This is a genomic window from Rhodanobacter umsongensis, assembly GCF_042654965.1.
GTDB classification, from domain to species: domain Bacteria; phylum Pseudomonadota; class Gammaproteobacteria; order Xanthomonadales; family Rhodanobacteraceae; genus Rhodanobacter; species Rhodanobacter umsongensis.
Genome location: NZ_JBHSMK010000009.1, coordinates 278,154 through 293,489, shown reverse-complemented (window position 1 = coordinate 293,489; position 15,336 = coordinate 278,154). Strand labels below are relative to the sequence as shown.

Below are 15,336 nucleotides of genomic sequence, written 5' to 3'. Positions count from 1 at the left end.
CTCACCGATCCCGCAGATCTTGCACCTTCAGTCCATGCGCGGCGCAATGCCGCTCGTACTCCGCCAGCTGGGTGCTGGCTGACGCGCGGGCCGTCACGATGCCGTCGGGGCCGAGGAATTCCACCGTGCCCATCACGATCACCATGGCGACCATCGGTTCGTCGCCGACAATTTTCCACCAGTCGACGTTGCCGGGCGGTTCGTAGACATAGTCGCCCGGGCCGATCAGTTCGCCGGTGCACAGCTTGCGCGTGCCTGTGAGGTTGTAGGCATGGATCTCGCCGCTGTGGCGATGCAGAGGCATCACCACTCCAGGCTCCATGCGCAGCAATTCGACGAAGCCGCGGTCGTCGGCGAAGAAGCGCAGCGGCCGCGATGACTTGCCCGGTGTCGCGGAGGGTATCCACTGCTCGCCGGCGGCGCTGCTGAATCGTGCCGGCAGGTAGTCGTGCATGCGATGGGATGGATGGGGCATGCCGAGGAACTCCTTCGATACGCGAATGGGGGCCTGGGTTCGTCTCTGCCGACGATCAGCCGGCCATTGCCGACAGGTAGCGTTCGAACGACGCGTCGACCGCCGCGCGGGCGCCGCCGATGATGTTGCGGCCCCAGGTGTATCCGAACACGTCTTCGAAGGCGCAGCCCTGCAGCCGCGCCCGCATGCCGCGCACGGCGTCGGCCTTCATCGGCATGTAGTTGGGGTAGCTGTGCATGAAGGAGACGTGGCGCCGGTCACTCACCACCTGGGGCGCGTCACCGGAGAACAGCGCACCGCCGGCGCGCGGGCCGTCCTTCCAGTGCAATACCGTGCTGCCGGGGAAATGGCCGCCGCTGCGGATCAGCGTCACGCCATCGGACAACCGGTGGGTGTCGCCGCGCCAGAACCGGATGTTCGGCGATGGCCGGCGCACCCATTCCTTGTCCGCTTCGTGGAGCAGGACCGGGATGTTTCCCAGCGCCTCGCTCCACTCCACCATCGACGAGTAGAAGTGCGGGTGCGAGATGGCGATGATGTCCACGCCGCCGCGCGCCTTGAGCACGCCGACCGCATCGTCGGAGACCAGGCTCAGGCATTCCCACAGTATGTTGCCCGCGTCCGTGGGCAGGTAAAGCGCCCGCTGGTTGATCGCAAAATCCGGCGCAAGCCCGATGCCAAGCAGGCCCGCATCCTCTTCGAACCGCAGCGTATAGCCGGACTTGAGTGCGTCATGCGTCGTCCATGTCTGTCCTTTCGGCCCGACATACTGGCGATCGTCTTCGCAAACCGGGCAGTGCATGGGTGCTGTGGGGGCATGCGCGTACTGGGTACCGCAGGTCTCGCAGATGGGCAGGGTCATGCCGGGCCTCTTCGGGTCGAGCTTTTTGCATCGGGGTGGACATCGATCTCGTTTCGAGGCGCATTCTGGAAGTAATCTGGCGCCTTGATTGATCCACTTCATGGATATTTGATGGAACCAGTTTTTCCTTTTCCCGTCGTGCTTCCGCCGCGCAGCCTGGGCATGCTCACCCAGGCGCTGCACCAGCAACTGCGCGCCGCGATCCTCGACGGGCGACTGCCCGCAGACTCGGCATTGCCCGCCACGCGACGGGTCGCCGAGGCGCTCGGCGTGGCTCGCAACACCGTGGTCACCGCCTACGATCTGCTGATTGCCGAGGGCTATCTGATCCCGCACAAGGGTGCGAAACCGGTGGTCGCCAGCCTCGTCCGTCGACGTGCGACGAAACCGTCGAAGGCCAGGGTCGACATCGAGGAATCGCGGTTCGCACCGGTCTGGCGCGGGCCATTTGTGCAAGCGTCGGCGGCGCGGGCGCTGCCGGTGCGCAGCTTCCGGCTGGGCATTCCAGACCACCGCCATTTCCCGCACGACGTCTGGCGCCGGCTGATGTCCCGTGCATTGCGCAGGAGTTCGCGCGAACCCTTTGCCTATGCGCCGTCCGAGGGCATCCCGGCGTTGCGTGAGGCGATCGCCCGGCACATCGCTTTTGCCCGCGCGGTCGCCTGCGCAGCCGACGACGTGATCGTGACCTCCGGTGCGCAGCAGGCGTTCGACCTGATCGCCCGGCTGCTGGTCACGCCGGGGCAGACGCGGGTGGCGGTGGAGGAACCCGGCTATCCGCCCGTGCGTGCCGCGTTTGCAGCCGCCGGCGCGCGACTGGTGCCGACGCCGGTGGACGACGAAGGCCTGTGCGTCGATCGACTGCCCGCGGACGTGCGCGTCATCAGCGTCACGCCATCGCATCAGTCGCCCACTGGCGTCGCGATGTCGCTGCGCCGGCGCACCGCGTTGCTGGAGTTCGCGCGGCGCCACCACGCGGTGATCGTCGAGGACGACTACGACGGTGAATTCCGCTTCGGCGGACGCCCGCTCGATGCGCTGCAAACCCTGGACTGCGACGCCCTGGTGTTCTACATCGGCACGTTTTCCAAAAGCATGTTCCCCTCGCTGCGCAAGGGCTTCGTCGTCGCGCCGGAGTGGGCCCGCAGCGGGCTGGTCACCGTCAAGCACTGCGCCGACTCCCACTGCGACACCATCACCCAGTCCGTCCTCGCCACCTTCATCCGCGACGGTCACCTGGCCCGCCACGTGCGCCACATGCGACCGATCTATGCCGAACGCCGCGAAGCACTGCTCGACGGCCTGCACCGCGGACTCGGCGAATGGCTGCAACCCATCTCTTCCGAAGCCGGCCTGCACCTCGCCGCACGCATCCGCGACCACCGGCTGGCAGCGAAAATCATGCCGACGATATTGCGCTGCGCCCCCGGCGCGGAAGCGACAGCGGACTATGCGATGACGCGCGATATCGAACCGGCAGTGACGTTCGGCTACGGCGTGATCGATGCGGGCGACATTGCGGCGGCGCTGAAGGACATGCGTCGCGCGCTTGGAAAAGGCGCCGGCCGGTAGACGCCTCGCTGGGCGCTGCTCCAGTTGCTGTCCAGAGTCCGCCTCGGCGCGCCCTACGGAGGCGGCACGGCCGGCCTGCTCAGCAAGCCAAGGGAAAGTGAGGATCGGCAGGCAGCTACAACTGCGATTCCATCGGCCGCACCAGCAGCTCGCCGAGTTTTTGCCGCCATGGCCGTCGCTGCCACATGGTCAAGGTGTAAGGCCTGGAGTGCTGCAGGTCGGCGTCCATCATGGCGGTCATCTGCCGGCCGAATTCGCGGGAGTAGATGTTGAGGCTGGCCTCGTCGTTGAGATCGAACGAACGCATGTCGAAATTGGTGGAGCCGACCGAAACCAGTTCGCCGTCCAGGATCAGCATCTTGTTGTGCATCATCGTGGGCGTGTACTCGTGGATCTCGACGCCGGCGGCGAGCAGGCGGCCCCAGCGGCGTTTGGAGGCCAGCCGTACCAGGCTGGAATCGATGTACCGGCCGGGGACGAGCAGGCGGATGCGGACGCCGCGTTCGCGGGCGGCGACCAGGGCGTCGACCATCAGACGGTCGGGGATGAAATAGGCGGCCTGCAGATCGATCGAGCGCATGGTGGCGGCAACGGCAAGCAAGTACATCAGGCGCATGCTTGCGTTGCCGCCGGCGGGAGAACTGACGAACAGATGCATGCCCTTGTCGCCGGCAGGCTTCAGGACGGGGTAGTACAGGGCGCTGTGCAACACGCGGCCGGTGGTCTTGATCCAGTTGTCCATGAAACCGGATTGCAGCTGACCAACGACCGGGCCTTCCACGCGGAAATGTATATCGCGCCAATGGTCGGGATCCTGCGCGTGGCCTTGCCACTGGTCGGCGATGCCGACGCCGCCGGTGAAGCCGATACGCCCGTCCACGATCAGCAGCTTGCGGTGGGTGCGGTTGTTGAGCCGTGCAATGCTGTACCAGCGCAACGGGTGATAGCGCTCCACCTCGACGCCAGCGTCGGTGAGTTCGTCGATCAGGCGCGCATCCATCTTCGCGCTGCCGGCCCAGTCGAGCATCACGTGTATGGCCACGCCCGCCTGACGGCGTTCCTTCAGCGCATCGGCAAAGGTCTTGCCGATCTCGCCGGACCAGTAGATGTAGGTCTCGAACGTGATGCTGCGGCTGGCGCCACGAATGGCCTCCAGCATCGCGGGGAAGATCTCGGCGCCGTTCTGCAGCACGGTGATCTCGTTGCCGGCGAGCACGGCCGGTCCAAGGATCGCATCCATCTCCAGCCGGAACTGCGGATCATCGATCGCATGACAGTGGCTTACCGGGTGGCGCACGGATTTTTCCGGGCGATGGAAGTTCATCGAGACGATCACCAGGAACGCCGTGATCGCGATGGTGGCGAGTAGCGCGATCCACATGCGTGCGGTTCCTTCGATGGGCGGTGGGTACCCGGGGAATGATCGTGACCCGGCAGTCGCGGCGGGGTGAACCGCCGGTTCGCGGAGAAACGCTTGACTCTGGACCTGGATCATGGGTCTAGACTTAAGCCATGAATACGCATGCCAACCCCCTCACTATCGGTACCGTCGCCAAGCGCGCCGGTGTGGCGATCGACACGATCCGTTACTACGAGCGCGAGGGCCTGCTGCCCGAACCGGAGCGGCGCGCGTCGGGCTATCGCAGCTATGGCGAGGGGGCGATCGCGCGGTTGCGCTTCATCCGGCGGGCCAAGGATCTGGGCTTTACGCTGGACGAAATCCGCGAGTTGCTGGCATTGTCCGCCGATCGCCAGCACGGGGTGAAGGCGGTGAAGCGGCGCGCGCAGCAGCGGCTGGTGGCGATCGAGCAGCGCATTGCCGAACTGCAGCGCGTGCGCGACGGGCTGGCACAGCTGGTGGCGTCGTGTCCCGGGCATGGCAAGCCGGAGGAATGTCCGATCCTGCGCGCCCTGGGCGATGACCGGGTGAAGTCATGAACGGGCAGGGCTCGTGCTGCGGCGGCAGCGGCAAGCCAGCCGATGGCAAGGTGATCGATCCGGTCTGCGGCATGACGGTGGATCCGCAGACCGCGAAGCATCACGCCGAGCACGATGGCCACGCGTATCACTTCTGCTCCGCGCGCTGCCGGGAGAAATTCGTGGCGGATCCGCCGGCTTGTCTGGAGGAGCGCCAGGCGCCGACGGCGCCACGCGGCACGATCTATACCTGCCCCATGCACCCGCAGATCCAGCAGGTCGGTCCCGGCCATTGCCCGCTCTGCGGCATGGCGCTGGAGCCGATGATGCCTACGCTGGACGCGGATGACGGCGGCGAGCTGGCGTCGATGACCAGGCGTTTCCGGGCGCTGCTGGCGTTGACCGTGCCGGTGTTCTTCCTGGCGATGGGGCCGCACCTTTTCGGCTGGCATATGTCCGCGCCGTGGGATGGCGTGGCGGCGTGGATCGAGGCGACGCTGGCCGGCATCGTGGTGCTGTGGGGTGGTGCGCCGTTCTTTGCGCGCGGCTGGCGTTCGCTGAAGCCGTGGAGTCCGAACATGTACACGCTGATCGCGCTGGGCACCGGCGTGGCGTGGTTGTACAGCGCGGTGGCGTTCCTGCTGCCGGGAATTTTCCCGGCCGGTTTCCGCGACATGCATGGCCGGGTCGCGGTGTATTTCGAATCGGCGGCGGTGATCGTCACCCTGGTCACGCTGGGTGACTTCCTGGAACTGCGCGCACGCCGGCGCACCGGCGCGGCGCTGAAGGCGTTGCTGGGACTGGCGCCGAAAACCGCGCGACGGATCGCCGCCGACGGCAGCGAGCGCGATGTGCCGCTGGATGACGTGCATGCCGGCAACGTGTTGCGCGTGCGCCCCGGCGAGAAGGTGCCGGTCGATGGCGTGGTACTGGAAGGCGAAAGCCATGTCGACGAGTCGATGCTCACCGGAGAGCCGATGCCGGTGGCCAAGGCAAAGGACGATCCGCTCACCGGCGGCACGGTAAACCAGGACGGCGGGCTGACCATGCGGGCGCAGAGGGTCGGCGGCGAGACGATGCTGGCGCAGATCGTGGCGCTGGTGGCGCAGGCCCAGCGCAGCCGGGCACCGCTGCAGCGCGTGGCCGATCGGGTGGCGGCGTGGTTCGTGCCTGCGGTGGTGGGCGTCGCACTGCTGGCGTTCGCGGCGTGGGCCATCCTGGGACCCGAGCCGCGGTTCACCCACGCGCTGATCGCCGCGGTGTCGGTGTTGATCATCGCCTGTCCGTGCGCCCTGGGCCTGGCCACGCCGATCTCGATCATGGTGGCCAGCGGCCGCGGTGCGCAGCACGGGGTGCTGTTCAAGGATGCCGGCGCGATCGAAGGCCTGCGCGATATCGACACCCTGGTGGTGGACAAGACCGGCACGCTGACGATGGGCAAACCGGCCTTGACCGAGCTGGTGAGTCTGAGCGGACAGCCGCGCAACCGGCTGCTGGCGCTGGCCGCCGCGCTGGAGCGGCCGAGCGAGCATCCGCTGGCGCGGGCGATCGTGAAGGTGGCGGATGGCGAAGCCGCGCCAGCGCTGGGCGTATCGGGTTTTCGTTCGCTGACCGGTCGCGGTGTGAGCGCCAGCGTGGATCGGGCCAACCTGGAGGATGAATCGCAGAGCGGCAGCGTCGCCTTGGGCAACGCAAGGCTGATGGCCGAGTTGCAGGTAGCAATCAGCGACGATGCCAACGGCCGCGCCGAGCGGTTGCGCGGACAGGGTGCCACGGTGATGTTCCTGTCCATCGACGGCGCGCTCGCTGCCTTGCTGGCGGTGGCCGATCGGATCAAGCCGGATACGCCGGCCGCGATCGCGGCGCTGCACGCAGCCGGCCTGCGCATCGTGATGCTCACCGGCGACAACGCCACCACCGCGCAGGCAGTGGCGGGCGAACTGGGCATCGACGAAGTGCATGCGGACGTGTCGCCGGCCGACAAGGCGGCGGTGGTGAACCGTCTCAAGGCCGAGGGCCGCCGCGTGGCGATGGCTGGCGACGGCATCAACGACGCGCCCGCGCTGGCTGCGGCCGACATCGGCATCGCGATGGGCAGCGGCACCGACGTGGCGATGGAGAGCGCGCAAGTGACCCTGGTCAAGGGCGAACTGGGCGCCATCGTGCGCGCGCGCAGGCTGTCGCAGGCGACCGTGCGCAACATCCGCCAGAACCTGTTCTTCGCCTTCATCTACAACGCGGTCGGCGTGCCGCTGGCGGCGGGTGTGCTGTATCCGTGGTTTGCCATCACGCTGTCGCCGATGGTCGCCGCACTGGCGATGAGCCTGAGCTCGGTGTCGGTGGTGAGCAATGCGCTGCGTTTGCGCCGGGTGCCACTGTAAGGCAGGTTGGCGCACTCTCCCGGAAAATGCAGCGTGATCGGACCACCGCAAGTCGGCGACAATAGGTGCCTGAAGCGAGTGGCACTTACGGAAGCGCGCATTCCCGCCCGCGGGCAGGACAGGGCGCTTTTCGGAAGGACCATTCGGCTCCAGCCAGTACACCAAGAAGCCAGTCCATGCCACGCAGCCTCACCGAATGGTTGACCTATCAGGAACGCGTCAACGTCCACAGCATCGAGCTGGGGCTCGATCGCGTGCGCCAGGTATGGCAGCGGATGGGCGCGCCGGCGCCTGCGCCGAGGGTGATCACGGTCGGCGGCACCAACGGCAAGGGCTCCACCGTGGCCCTGATCGAAGCCATGCTGGCGGCGGCGGGTTTGCGCGTGGGCGCGTTCACCTCGCCGCATCTGCTGGATTACAACGAACGCATACGCCTCGCCGGCGCGAACGCGGATGACGCGGCGTTGATCGCCTCGTTCGAGCGCATCGAGGCGGCACGTGCCGATACGCCGCTGACTTATTTCGAGTTCGGCACGCTGGCCGCGCTGGATCTTTTCGGGCGTGCCGGCGTCGACGTGGCCGTGCTGGAAGTGGGGCTGGGCGGGCGGCTGGACGCGGTCAACATCATCGATGCGGACGTGGCGATCGTGACCACGGTGGACCTGGATCACATGGACTGGCTCGGTCCGGATCGCGACAGCATCGGCCGCGAGAAGGCCGGCATCGCGCGAGCGGGGCAGCCGGCGATCCTGGGCGAGATGAATCCGCCGAAGGGATTGCTCGACGCGCTGGCGGCGTGCGGCGCGCAGGTCGAGCGGGCGGGGCGCGATTTTCACGTTGAACGCCACGACGACGGCTGGCGCTGGCGACACCGCGATGGCAGCGTGCTGGAACTGCCCGAGCCCGCGCTGGCCGCGCCGGTGCAGTTTGCCAATGCGGCGGCGGCGATTGCCGGCTTGCACGCGCTGCAGCTGGAAGGGCTGTCGTTCGCATCGAAGGCGGCGGTTGCCGCGATCAGCACAGGTTTGCACCAGGTGCGGGTGCCGGCGCGGCTGCAGTCGCTGGGCGGCGATCCTAGGCTGATCGTCGACGTGGGCCACAACCCGCAGGCCGCGCGTGCGCTGGCCGAATGGCTGGATGTGCAGCCGGGCCGGCGCGTGCATGCGGTTTACGGCGCGCTCTCCGACAAGGACGTGGCTGGCGTGATCGGCGCGCTCGGGTCGCGCATCGCGCACTGGCACCTGGCCGGGCTGGAGCGCGCCAGCCCGCGCGGGCTGGCGGTAACAGCGCTGGCAGCGATTTTCCGGCAGACCTTGCCGCAGGCGCCATTCGACGCGCACGACGATGTAACTGCAGCGCTGGCCGCGGCCCGCATGACGGCCCAGCCGGGCGAATGCATTCTGGCCTTCGGCTCGTTCTTTGTGGCTGCCGCGGTCGTCGCGGAACGCTCCGCCTGACCATCCGGGATGCCTTGATTCACTGGTTTCCCGGGCCCCCTGCCGTCCTCGCCAGCCCATCCGGTCCAGGGCAGGCTCAGGCCGAAGTAATGGCGCAGGCCCTTCCGGGCCGAATGCGAATCATGGCCTCCGACGCAGGCAGGTATAATCACGGCGATGCACACCGCGTTTGCAGCCTTGGAGCGAAGACTTGAATACACGCCTGCTGGGTGCCGCCGTCCTGATTGCCCTGGCGGTCCTGTTCGTGCCGATGTTCTTTTCCAGTACGCCGCCGGCTGCCGGTGGTGACCAGGCGGTAAGCCTGGCGATACCGCCAGCGCCCGATCGCGACCTGCAGACCCGCACGATGAGCCTGAACCCGGATGCCCCGGCGGGCACCTCGAGTGCCGGCGCGCCGCCGCCCCAGGCCGTGACGCCGGCTTCGGGCGATCAGCTGGCCACGGTGAATATCGGTTCAAACCGGCCGCGCGACGTGGAAACCGATCCCCAAGCCGGCAAGGCCCCGCCACCCACGACGGTGACCACCGGTTCGGGCACTTCGCCCGGCCAGCCGGTGATCGCGCAGCGATCGGCCGTGGACCCCGCCGCGACCAAACCGGCGCCGACGACAGCCGCTCCCATGAAGCCGGCGCCGGTGGCCGCGCTGCCGGCGGCCACGCCAACAACCGCAGCACCCGCCGCGGGCCATGGCAGCTACACGCTCAACCTGAGCGCCTACGCCAGCGCGGCGGGCGCGGCGAGCCTCGAACGCCGCGTGCGCGCACTCGGCTATCCGGTCGCTGGCCACACCATCACCCAGGCTGGCAAGCCGCGCACGCTGGTCATCGCAGGGCCGTTCGAGACACGGGCGGCGGCGGAAGCGGCCCGATTGAAGATCACCCAATCGATTCCCGGCGCGCCGGCACGGCTGGAACAGGACGCCAGCCACGGCGGCGCGCCGATAGCCGACCAGCCGGCCGCCTCGACTGGCGGCGCCGCCGGCAGCAAGGCCGGCGGCTGGGCGGTACAGCTGGCGGCGATGAGCAGCCAGGCCGACGCCAACGCCTTGCGCGACAAACTGCGTGCCAACGGCTTCGACGGCTTCGTCGATTCGGTGCAGGCCGGCGGCAAGAAGCTCTGGCGCGTACGCGCCGGGCCGCAGACGCAGCGCAGCGACGCGCAGCGTGTGCATGATCAGGTCAAGGCCAGGCTGGGCATCGACGGCAACGTCGTTTCGGTGCCCTGACCCCATGCCGCATACAGACCCTGCAGTCGGCCCGGGCATCACGAAACTGGTGACAGGATGAACGAAACCGATTGGGTCATCCTGGCGATCCTGGGCCTGTCGATCCTGGTCGGGTTGTGGCGCGGGCTGGTAGCCGAGCTGCTGTCGCTGGTGATCTGGGTCGCTGCCTTCTGGGTGGCCGCGTCGTTCGGATCGGCGGTGGCGGCGCAACTGGAGCACGTCATTTCGCTGCCGATCGCGCGGATCGTGCTGGGTTACGCGCTGTGTTTCATCGCCGTGCTGATTGTCGGCGCGCTGGTGCGCTTCGCCATGCGGCGGCTCATCTCGGGCACCGGCCTGTCCGGCATCGACCGCCTGTTCGGCATGCTGTTCGGTTTCGTGCGTGGTGTGTTGCTGGTCACGCTGCTGGTGTTTCTGGTTGGCCTCACCCTGTTCACCCGCGAGTCGTGGTGGCAGCAGTCCGCGCTGCTTCCCCAGTTTCAAGGCCTGGCGGCATGGCTGGGCCAGAACATACCTGCCAGCGTGCGCGACCATCTACACCCCGGCGAGGTGCTCGACCGGATCCATCCCGCGGAGGTGCTCGATCGTCTGCCCGGCTTGTCCGGCAGGCTGTCGGCCCCCATGTCGGGCGCTTCTTCGGCACCCGGCGCAGCACGCACGATCCCGGCGCCGGCCACAGCCGCCAGCGCCGCCAGCCATCCCCGGCATCCCTAGTACACGACCATCGAAGCAGGCAGCAAACCATGTGCGGAATCATCGGCATCGTCGGTACTACCGAAGTGGCATCGTCGCTCTACGACGGGCTGACCGTGCTGCAGCATCGTGGCCAGGATGCGGCCGGCATCGCCACGGTGGACGGCTCGCGGCTGCGCCTGCACAAGGGCAACGGGCTGGTGCGCGACGTGTTCAGCCAATCGGCGATGAGCGGTTTGCGCGGGCGCATCGGCATCGGCCACTGCCGTTACCCCACGGCCGGTTCGGAAGGCTCCGCCGAGGCGCAGCCGCTGTACGTGAATTCGCCCTACGGCATCGCCATCGCGCATAACGGCAATCTGGTCAACACCGAAACGCTGCGCCGCGAGATGTTCGAGGACGACCGCCGCCACATCAACACCGATTCCGACTCCGAGGTGCTGTTGAACGTGCTGGCGCACGAGCTGCAGATCCAGGACCGCATGGAACTCACCCCCGATCACCTGTTCAAGGCAGTCGCCGGCATGCATGCGCGCGCCAGCGGCGGCTATGCGTGCGTGGCGCTGGTGCTGGGTTACGGGCTGCTCGCATTCCGCGACCCGCACGGCATCCGCCCGCTGGTGCTGGGCGAGCGCGTCACCGCTGAAGGCCGCGAGTACGCCGTGGCGTCGGAGTCGGTGGCGTTCGACGTGCTCGGCTTCACGCGCGTGCGCGACATCATGCCGGGCGAGGCGGTGATCATCACCGACGACGGCCAGCTGTTCAGCCGCCGCTGCGCCGAGGGCGCGCTGCATACGCCATGCATCTTCGAGTACGTCTACCTGGCGCGGCCCGATTCGATGATCGAGGACGTCTCGGTATACAAGGCGCGCCTGCGCATGGGCGAGAAGCTGGCCGAAAAGATCATGCGCGAGCGGCCCGACCATGGCATCGACGCGGTCATTCCGATTCCCGACACCGCGCGCACCGCGGCCAGCGCGCTGGCCGGGGCGCTCGGCGTGCCGTTCCGCGAGGGCTTCGTCAAGAACCGCTACATCGGCCGCACCTTCATCATGCCGGGGCAGGGGGAGCGCGTGAAGTCGGTGCGCCGCAAGCTCAACGCGATCGACCTGGAATTCCGCAAGAAGAACGTGCTGCTGGTGGACGATTCGATCGTGCGTGGCACCACGTCCAGGCAGATCATCCAGATGGCGCGCGACGCCGGCGCAAAGAATGTCTACTTCGCCTCCGCCGCGCCGCCGGTGCGCTACCCGAACGTCTACGGCATCGACATGCCATCCACTTCCGAGCTGATCGCCGCCGGTCACACCGAGCAGGAAGTGGAAAAAATGCTCGGCGCCGACTGGCTGATCTATCAGGACCTCAAGGATCTGATCCGCGCGGTGCAGGACGGCAACGAGAACCTCAAGCAGTTCGACACGTCGTGTTTCTCCGGCGAGTACGTCACCGGCCTGGATGAGAGCTATCTGGAACAGGTGCAGATGCTGCGTTCGGACGATGCCAAGGCGGCGCGCCGCGTCTGATGGCTGGCGCCGCGCCGAGTTCCGGGCGATCCGGAGCACCTGTGACCGATCTGCACGCCGCGGCCAGGCGTTGCCTGGACGCCACCGATCCGGCCGAAAAATTGCGGCTGACCCACGCGACCTGGCAGGGCCTCCTGGCTGGCGAGCTGCGCGCCTGCGCGGCATCGCCGCCACCCGAACCGATCGGCGCGCCGGGCCGGCCGGCGAAGCCGCGACTGGTCAATGCACGCCAGGTGCCGCAACGCGGCCTCGGCAGTGCGGAGGGCCGTGCCGCGCTGGTGCACGCGGTGGCGCATATCGAGTTCAACGCCATCAACCTGGCGTGGGATGCGGTCTATCGCTACCGCGACAAGCCCGCGGCGTATTACCGCGATTGGGCCAGTTGCGCCCACGACGAGGCACGCCACTTCGCGATGTTGTCAGCCCGTCTGGCCGAGCTCGGCCACGGCTACGGCGACTTCGACGCGCACGATGGCCTGTGGGCGATGGCCGAGAAAACCGCGCATCACGACACCGCCCGCATGGCGCTGGTGCCGCGCGTGCTGGAAGCGCGCGGACTGGATGTCACGCCGGGCATGATCGAGCGCCTGCGCCACCTCGGCGACAGCGGCACGGTGGCGATCCTCGAAGTGATCCTGCGCGAGGAAGTCGCCCACGTGGCAGCGGGCACCCGCTGGTACCGGCACTGCTGCGAGCGCGATGGCCTTGAGCCGGTCGAAACATTCTTCGCGCTGTTGCGCGATTACATGGGCGTCAGCCTGCGCGGCCCCTTCAACCGGCCAGCGCGGCTGCAGGCGGGTTTCCTCGAGGAAGAACTCGAACGCCTGACGGCGATGGCGTTGCTGGCCTGAGCCGCAACGATCCGACCCGGCGTCGGAGCATTCAGGCGAGCCGGACGTCGCTGGCCGGACGCGGTTCGCGGTAGCTGGCGCCCGGATAGAAACCGCTTGCCATGATCGCCGCCAGGGCTGGCGACAGGAACCACTCCGCCAGGGCTCGACGGTTCAAGGCATCTCTTCGCCGGGTTCGGCCAAGGCGGCGAGTGCGGTCGCCACCTTGCACAGGTCTGCGACGAGTTCGGCATAGGCCTCGCGTCGGCGGTCCTCGCGCGGCATGCGCAGGATGGCGGAGGGATGCCAGGTGGCGACACCGCGCGCCCGTGCTCCCATTTCGCGCCATTGGCCACGCTCCGTGCCGATGCGAAACGCATTGCCGAACAACGTCTTCGCCGCCATTGCGCCCAGCCCGACCACCAACCGTGGCTGCACGCGCGACAGCTCCGCCGCCAGCCATTGCCGGCACGCCGCCTGCTCGGCGGCGCTCGCGCTCTTGTGCAGCTTGGCGGTACCGCGAATCTCGTACTTGAAGTGCTTGACGGTGTTGGTGAGGTAAAGCTCGTCGCGATCAAGTCCCGCTTCGGCCATCGCGCGATCGAGCAATTGGCCAGCCGGGCCGACGAACGGTTCGCCGGTCCGATCTTCTTGCGCTCCCGGCTGTTCGCCGATCAGCATCGCCACCGCGTGCGCCGGGCCTCGACCGAAGACGGTGTGCGTAGCGCCGCGCCAGAGCGGGCAGGCACGACACCCGGCAGCCTTGCGACGCAACGTCGCAAGGCTGCCGGCGGGGATCGCGTCGACGGGTTTGGCCAGTGCAATCACCGCCATCGACGATGGGCCGACGTCAACGGAACATGCCAAGCAACCACAGCACGATGACGATCAGCACGATGAGTCCCAGCCCACCCACCGGACGATAGCCCCACGAACGGCTATAGCCCCACGTCGGCAGCGCGCCGATCAGCAGAAGAACGAGGACGATGATGACCAGCAGTGAAAGCGACATATGGCTACTCCCGTGCGCGTGAGATATCCGGTTGCCGCGACCATCGTCGCGACGCCCGCACCATCGCAAGTGATGGGTGCATGAGCCGTCAATCTGTGTCCGGCGAGCTCGCGTGACGCCTGTGTGCACGACGATGACATGGCGATGCGAGACAAGGGCCGGCATGGCCCCGCCCTTTCAGCCGGCGCAAGTGGAAACTCTCGCGGCGATGATGCTTTGCCGACGCATCAATCGAGCGAAGCGCTAAGCGCAGCGGCGATGGCCGCATCGCCATTGAGCAGGTCTTCCCAGTTCAAGGTGACGCCGCGGCGGTGTCCCTTCTCGGCGAGCTTCAATCCGGAGGGGTCGATGGTCAGCGTGTAGCGACGGTCGGCAATCTGCAGTTCGCGCCGCAAGGGCCTGTCGAGTGGGGTCATGTCTGCATGCTCCGAAACACGCCGGTGCGGCGATAGGTGGAGACAAGCTAACCCGTCGATGTGAAGCCAGGGTCGGCGGGTCCACTCACGGTTACGTCGCAGAAAAGTCACATCGGGTCGGCGCCGGCCGCGGCATGCTCGGAACTCGCCACGCGAGAACCGCCATGAGCTTCGACTTGCTGCCTCTGCCAGCCGCCGGCCTGGCCAGTTCCCAGATGCCGCCACTGGGCGATCCCGAACATTCGCCGCCTGGCCCGGCGCGGCCGGGCTCTCCCGACCCGATCCGGCCTGAGCCGCCGGGGCCGCCTCCGAATCTGCCGCCGCTGGACCCGCCGCCCGACCCGGGCCGATCGGTGCCGAGGGCGCTGCGTTCCTACCGCCACGGCCGTGGTTATCGCTGCCGATGAACTTGTCGACCGAAGCGCCCACGGACGAAGGCAGGCGCCGCTGGCCGCCCGACGGCTATCTGTTGCTGGACCGCCGCGGTGATGAGCGTCCGCGGCTGGCATGTCGCTGCACGGTGGCATGCCCGCCCCACTGCAAAGGCGACTGCGGGTGCGAGGCCTGCGCGCTGGGCTGGCTGGTCTACCAGGATCAACAGGCGCTGTGGGATGAGGAGGGCAACCTCGTCAACGTGACCGAACTGGGACCGGCCTGGCAGCGCGTGGCGGACCCGCGCCAGTTGCGGCTGCGTTTTCGTGACGAATGATCCCCCTGCCGGAGTGCTGCCATGCGCGTCGATCGAAGAACCCCAACCCCCGGTTTCCAGTCATCCGTTCCGCCGGTGCTGGATGTCGACCGCGCGCGGACGCCTGCTGCGTTCGACTACGGGCGACGCCCGGGCGAAGGCATGCCGAAGCGAACAAGGTCCAGCCGGGAAGCCAAAGGTGGTGCCGGCGAAAAGCCCCCTGAAAGGGATGGAAGCGCGGATTCGCCGGAATGAACTCGTTCACCGACCGCGACCGCGATGCCG

Annotated in this window: 16 protein-coding genes; 9 read left to right on the top strand and 7 right to left on the bottom strand. The window is 67.7% G+C overall.

Annotation, left to right across the window (positions count from 1 at the left end):
• Nucleotide 1: 1 nt before the first annotated feature.
• Together ACFPME_RS13985 and ACFPME_RS13980 are read right to left on the bottom strand one after the other, a co-directional pair.
• Nucleotides 2–475: a cupin domain-containing protein gene (locus ACFPME_RS13985; protein WP_377306267.1), complete on the bottom strand. Its 474-nt coding sequence runs from the start codon at nt 473–475 to the stop codon at nt 2–4.
• Between the two features lie 55 nt (nt 476–530).
• Nucleotides 531–1,337, bottom strand: a complete 807-nt coding sequence (locus ACFPME_RS13980; RefSeq protein WP_377306266.1) for an MBL fold metallo-hydrolase — start codon at nt 1,335–1,337, stop codon at nt 531–533.
• Between the two features lie 111 nt (nt 1,338–1,448).
• Between ACFPME_RS13980 and pdxR the strand changes: the two genes are divergently transcribed.
• Nucleotides 1,449–2,909, top strand: coding sequence for a MocR-like pyridoxine biosynthesis transcription factor PdxR (gene pdxR, locus ACFPME_RS13975; RefSeq protein WP_377306265.1), 1,461 nt, complete (start codon nt 1,449–1,451; stop codon nt 2,907–2,909).
• 115 nt (nt 2,910–3,024) lie between these two features.
• Here pdxR and ACFPME_RS13970 read toward each other — a convergent pair whose 3' ends face one another.
• The gene (locus tag ACFPME_RS13970) at nt 3,025–4,290 is read right to left on the bottom strand and encodes a phospholipase D-like domain-containing protein (RefSeq protein WP_377306264.1); all 1,266 of its coding nucleotides are present in this window, start codon (nt 4,288–4,290) and stop codon (nt 3,025–3,027) included.
• Nucleotides 4,291–4,421: 131 nt separating this feature from the next.
• Here ACFPME_RS13970 and ACFPME_RS13965 point away from each other — a divergent pair, with 131 nt between their 5' ends.
• The 7 genes from ACFPME_RS13965 (at nt 4,422) to ACFPME_RS13935 (ending at nt 12,956) form a co-directional block, all read left to right on the top strand.
• Complete coding sequence (locus ACFPME_RS13965) at nt 4,422–4,847, top strand: heavy metal-responsive transcriptional regulator (RefSeq protein WP_377306263.1); 426 nt, start codon at nt 4,422–4,424, stop codon at nt 4,845–4,847.
• A complete protein-coding gene (locus ACFPME_RS13960) occupies nt 4,844–7,207 on the top strand; it encodes a heavy metal translocating P-type ATPase (protein WP_377306262.1) in 2,364 nt (787 codons plus the stop codon). Before ACFPME_RS13965 ends, ACFPME_RS13960 begins: the two co-directional genes overlap by 4 nt.
• Before the next feature lie 176 nt (nt 7,208–7,383).
• The gene (gene folC, locus ACFPME_RS13955) at nt 7,384–8,664 is read left to right on the top strand and encodes a bifunctional tetrahydrofolate synthase/dihydrofolate synthase (protein ID WP_377306261.1); all 1,281 of its coding nucleotides are present in this window, start codon (nt 7,384–7,386) and stop codon (nt 8,662–8,664) included.
• Between the two features lie 190 nt (nt 8,665–8,854).
• Nucleotides 8,855–9,889, top strand: coding sequence for an SPOR domain-containing protein (locus ACFPME_RS13950; RefSeq protein WP_377306260.1), 1,035 nt, complete (start codon nt 8,855–8,857; stop codon nt 9,887–9,889).
• 57 nt (nt 9,890–9,946) lie between these two features.
• Nucleotides 9,947–10,603, top strand: coding sequence for a CvpA family protein (locus ACFPME_RS13945; protein WP_377306259.1), 657 nt, complete (start codon nt 9,947–9,949; stop codon nt 10,601–10,603).
• 29 nt (nt 10,604–10,632) lie between these two features.
• Nucleotides 10,633–12,105 carry an amidophosphoribosyltransferase gene (purF, locus tag ACFPME_RS13940; protein ID WP_377306258.1) on the top strand — a complete coding sequence of 491 codons (1,473 nt, stop codon included), beginning with the start codon at nt 10,633–10,635 and terminating at the stop codon, nt 12,103–12,105.
• A gap of 41 nt (nt 12,106–12,146) precedes the next feature.
• A complete protein-coding gene (locus tag ACFPME_RS13935; RefSeq protein ID WP_377306257.1) occupies nt 12,147–12,956 on the top strand; it encodes a ferritin-like domain-containing protein in 810 nt (269 codons plus the stop codon).
• A gap of 31 nt (nt 12,957–12,987) precedes the next feature.
• Here the strand turns inward: ACFPME_RS13935 and ACFPME_RS13930 are convergent, their stop codons facing one another.
• The 4 genes from ACFPME_RS13930 to ACFPME_RS13915 all read right to left on the bottom strand — a co-directional run bounded on the left by ACFPME_RS13930 (nt 12,988) and on the right by ACFPME_RS13915 (nt 14,363).
• Nucleotides 12,988–13,113 carry a hypothetical protein gene (locus tag ACFPME_RS13930; protein WP_377306256.1) on the bottom strand — a complete coding sequence of 42 codons (126 nt, stop codon included), beginning with the start codon at nt 13,111–13,113 and terminating at the stop codon, nt 12,988–12,990.
• Nucleotides 13,110–13,769, bottom strand: coding sequence for a UdgX family uracil-DNA binding protein (locus ACFPME_RS13925; RefSeq protein WP_377306255.1), 660 nt, complete (start codon nt 13,767–13,769; stop codon nt 13,110–13,112). The genes ACFPME_RS13930 and ACFPME_RS13925 overlap by 4 nt, the downstream gene beginning before the upstream one ends.
• A gap of 16 nt (nt 13,770–13,785) precedes the next feature.
• The gene (locus tag ACFPME_RS13920) at nt 13,786–13,947 is read right to left on the bottom strand and encodes a DUF3309 family protein (RefSeq protein ID WP_377306254.1); all 162 of its coding nucleotides are present in this window, start codon (nt 13,945–13,947) and stop codon (nt 13,786–13,788) included.
• 227 nt (nt 13,948–14,174) lie between these two features.
• Nucleotides 14,175–14,363, bottom strand: a complete 189-nt coding sequence (locus ACFPME_RS13915; protein WP_377306253.1) for a hypothetical protein — start codon at nt 14,361–14,363, stop codon at nt 14,175–14,177.
• A gap of 403 nt (nt 14,364–14,766) precedes the next feature.
• Here ACFPME_RS13915 and ACFPME_RS13910 point away from each other — a divergent pair, with 403 nt between their 5' ends.
• Nucleotides 14,767–15,072, top strand: coding sequence for a hypothetical protein (locus ACFPME_RS13910; RefSeq protein ID WP_377306252.1), 306 nt, complete (start codon nt 14,767–14,769; stop codon nt 15,070–15,072).
• Nucleotides 15,073–15,336 lie beyond the last annotated feature (264 nt).

Bases quoted from the DNA above. Each gene is read 5' to 3' on its own strand.
- pdxR (WP_377306265.1), top strand. From the start codon at position 1,449: ATGGAACCAGTTTTTCCTTTTCCCGTCGTGCTTCCGCCGCGCAGCCTG.
- ACFPME_RS13970 (WP_377306264.1), bottom strand. From the start codon at position 4,290: ATGTGGATCGCGCTACTCGCCACCATCGCGATCACGGCGTTCCTGGTG.
- ACFPME_RS13925 (WP_377306255.1), bottom strand. From the start codon at position 13,769: ATGGCGGTGATTGCACTGGCCAAACCCGTCGACGCGATCCCCGCCGGC.
- ACFPME_RS13985 (WP_377306267.1), bottom strand. From the start codon at position 475: ATGCCCCATCCATCCCATCGCATGCACGACTACCTGCCGGCACGATTC.
- ACFPME_RS13910 (WP_377306252.1), top strand. From the start codon at position 14,767: ATGAACTTGTCGACCGAAGCGCCCACGGACGAAGGCAGGCGCCGCTGG.
- ACFPME_RS13980 (WP_377306266.1), bottom strand. From the start codon at position 1,337: ATGACCCTGCCCATCTGCGAGACCTGCGGTACCCAGTACGCGCATGCC.
- ACFPME_RS13915 (WP_377306253.1), bottom strand. From the start codon at position 14,363: ATGACCCCACTCGACAGGCCCTTGCGGCGCGAACTGCAGATTGCCGAC.
- ACFPME_RS13965 (WP_377306263.1), top strand. From the start codon at position 4,422: ATGAATACGCATGCCAACCCCCTCACTATCGGTACCGTCGCCAAGCGC.
- ACFPME_RS13960 (WP_377306262.1), top strand. From the start codon at position 4,844: ATGAACGGGCAGGGCTCGTGCTGCGGCGGCAGCGGCAAGCCAGCCGAT.
- ACFPME_RS13920 (WP_377306254.1), bottom strand. From the start codon at position 13,947: ATGTCGCTTTCACTGCTGGTCATCATCGTCCTCGTTCTTCTGCTGATC.
- folC (WP_377306261.1), top strand. From the start codon at position 7,384: ATGCCACGCAGCCTCACCGAATGGTTGACCTATCAGGAACGCGTCAAC.
- purF (WP_377306258.1), top strand. From the start codon at position 10,633: ATGTGCGGAATCATCGGCATCGTCGGTACTACCGAAGTGGCATCGTCG.
- ACFPME_RS13945 (WP_377306259.1), top strand. From the start codon at position 9,947: ATGAACGAAACCGATTGGGTCATCCTGGCGATCCTGGGCCTGTCGATC.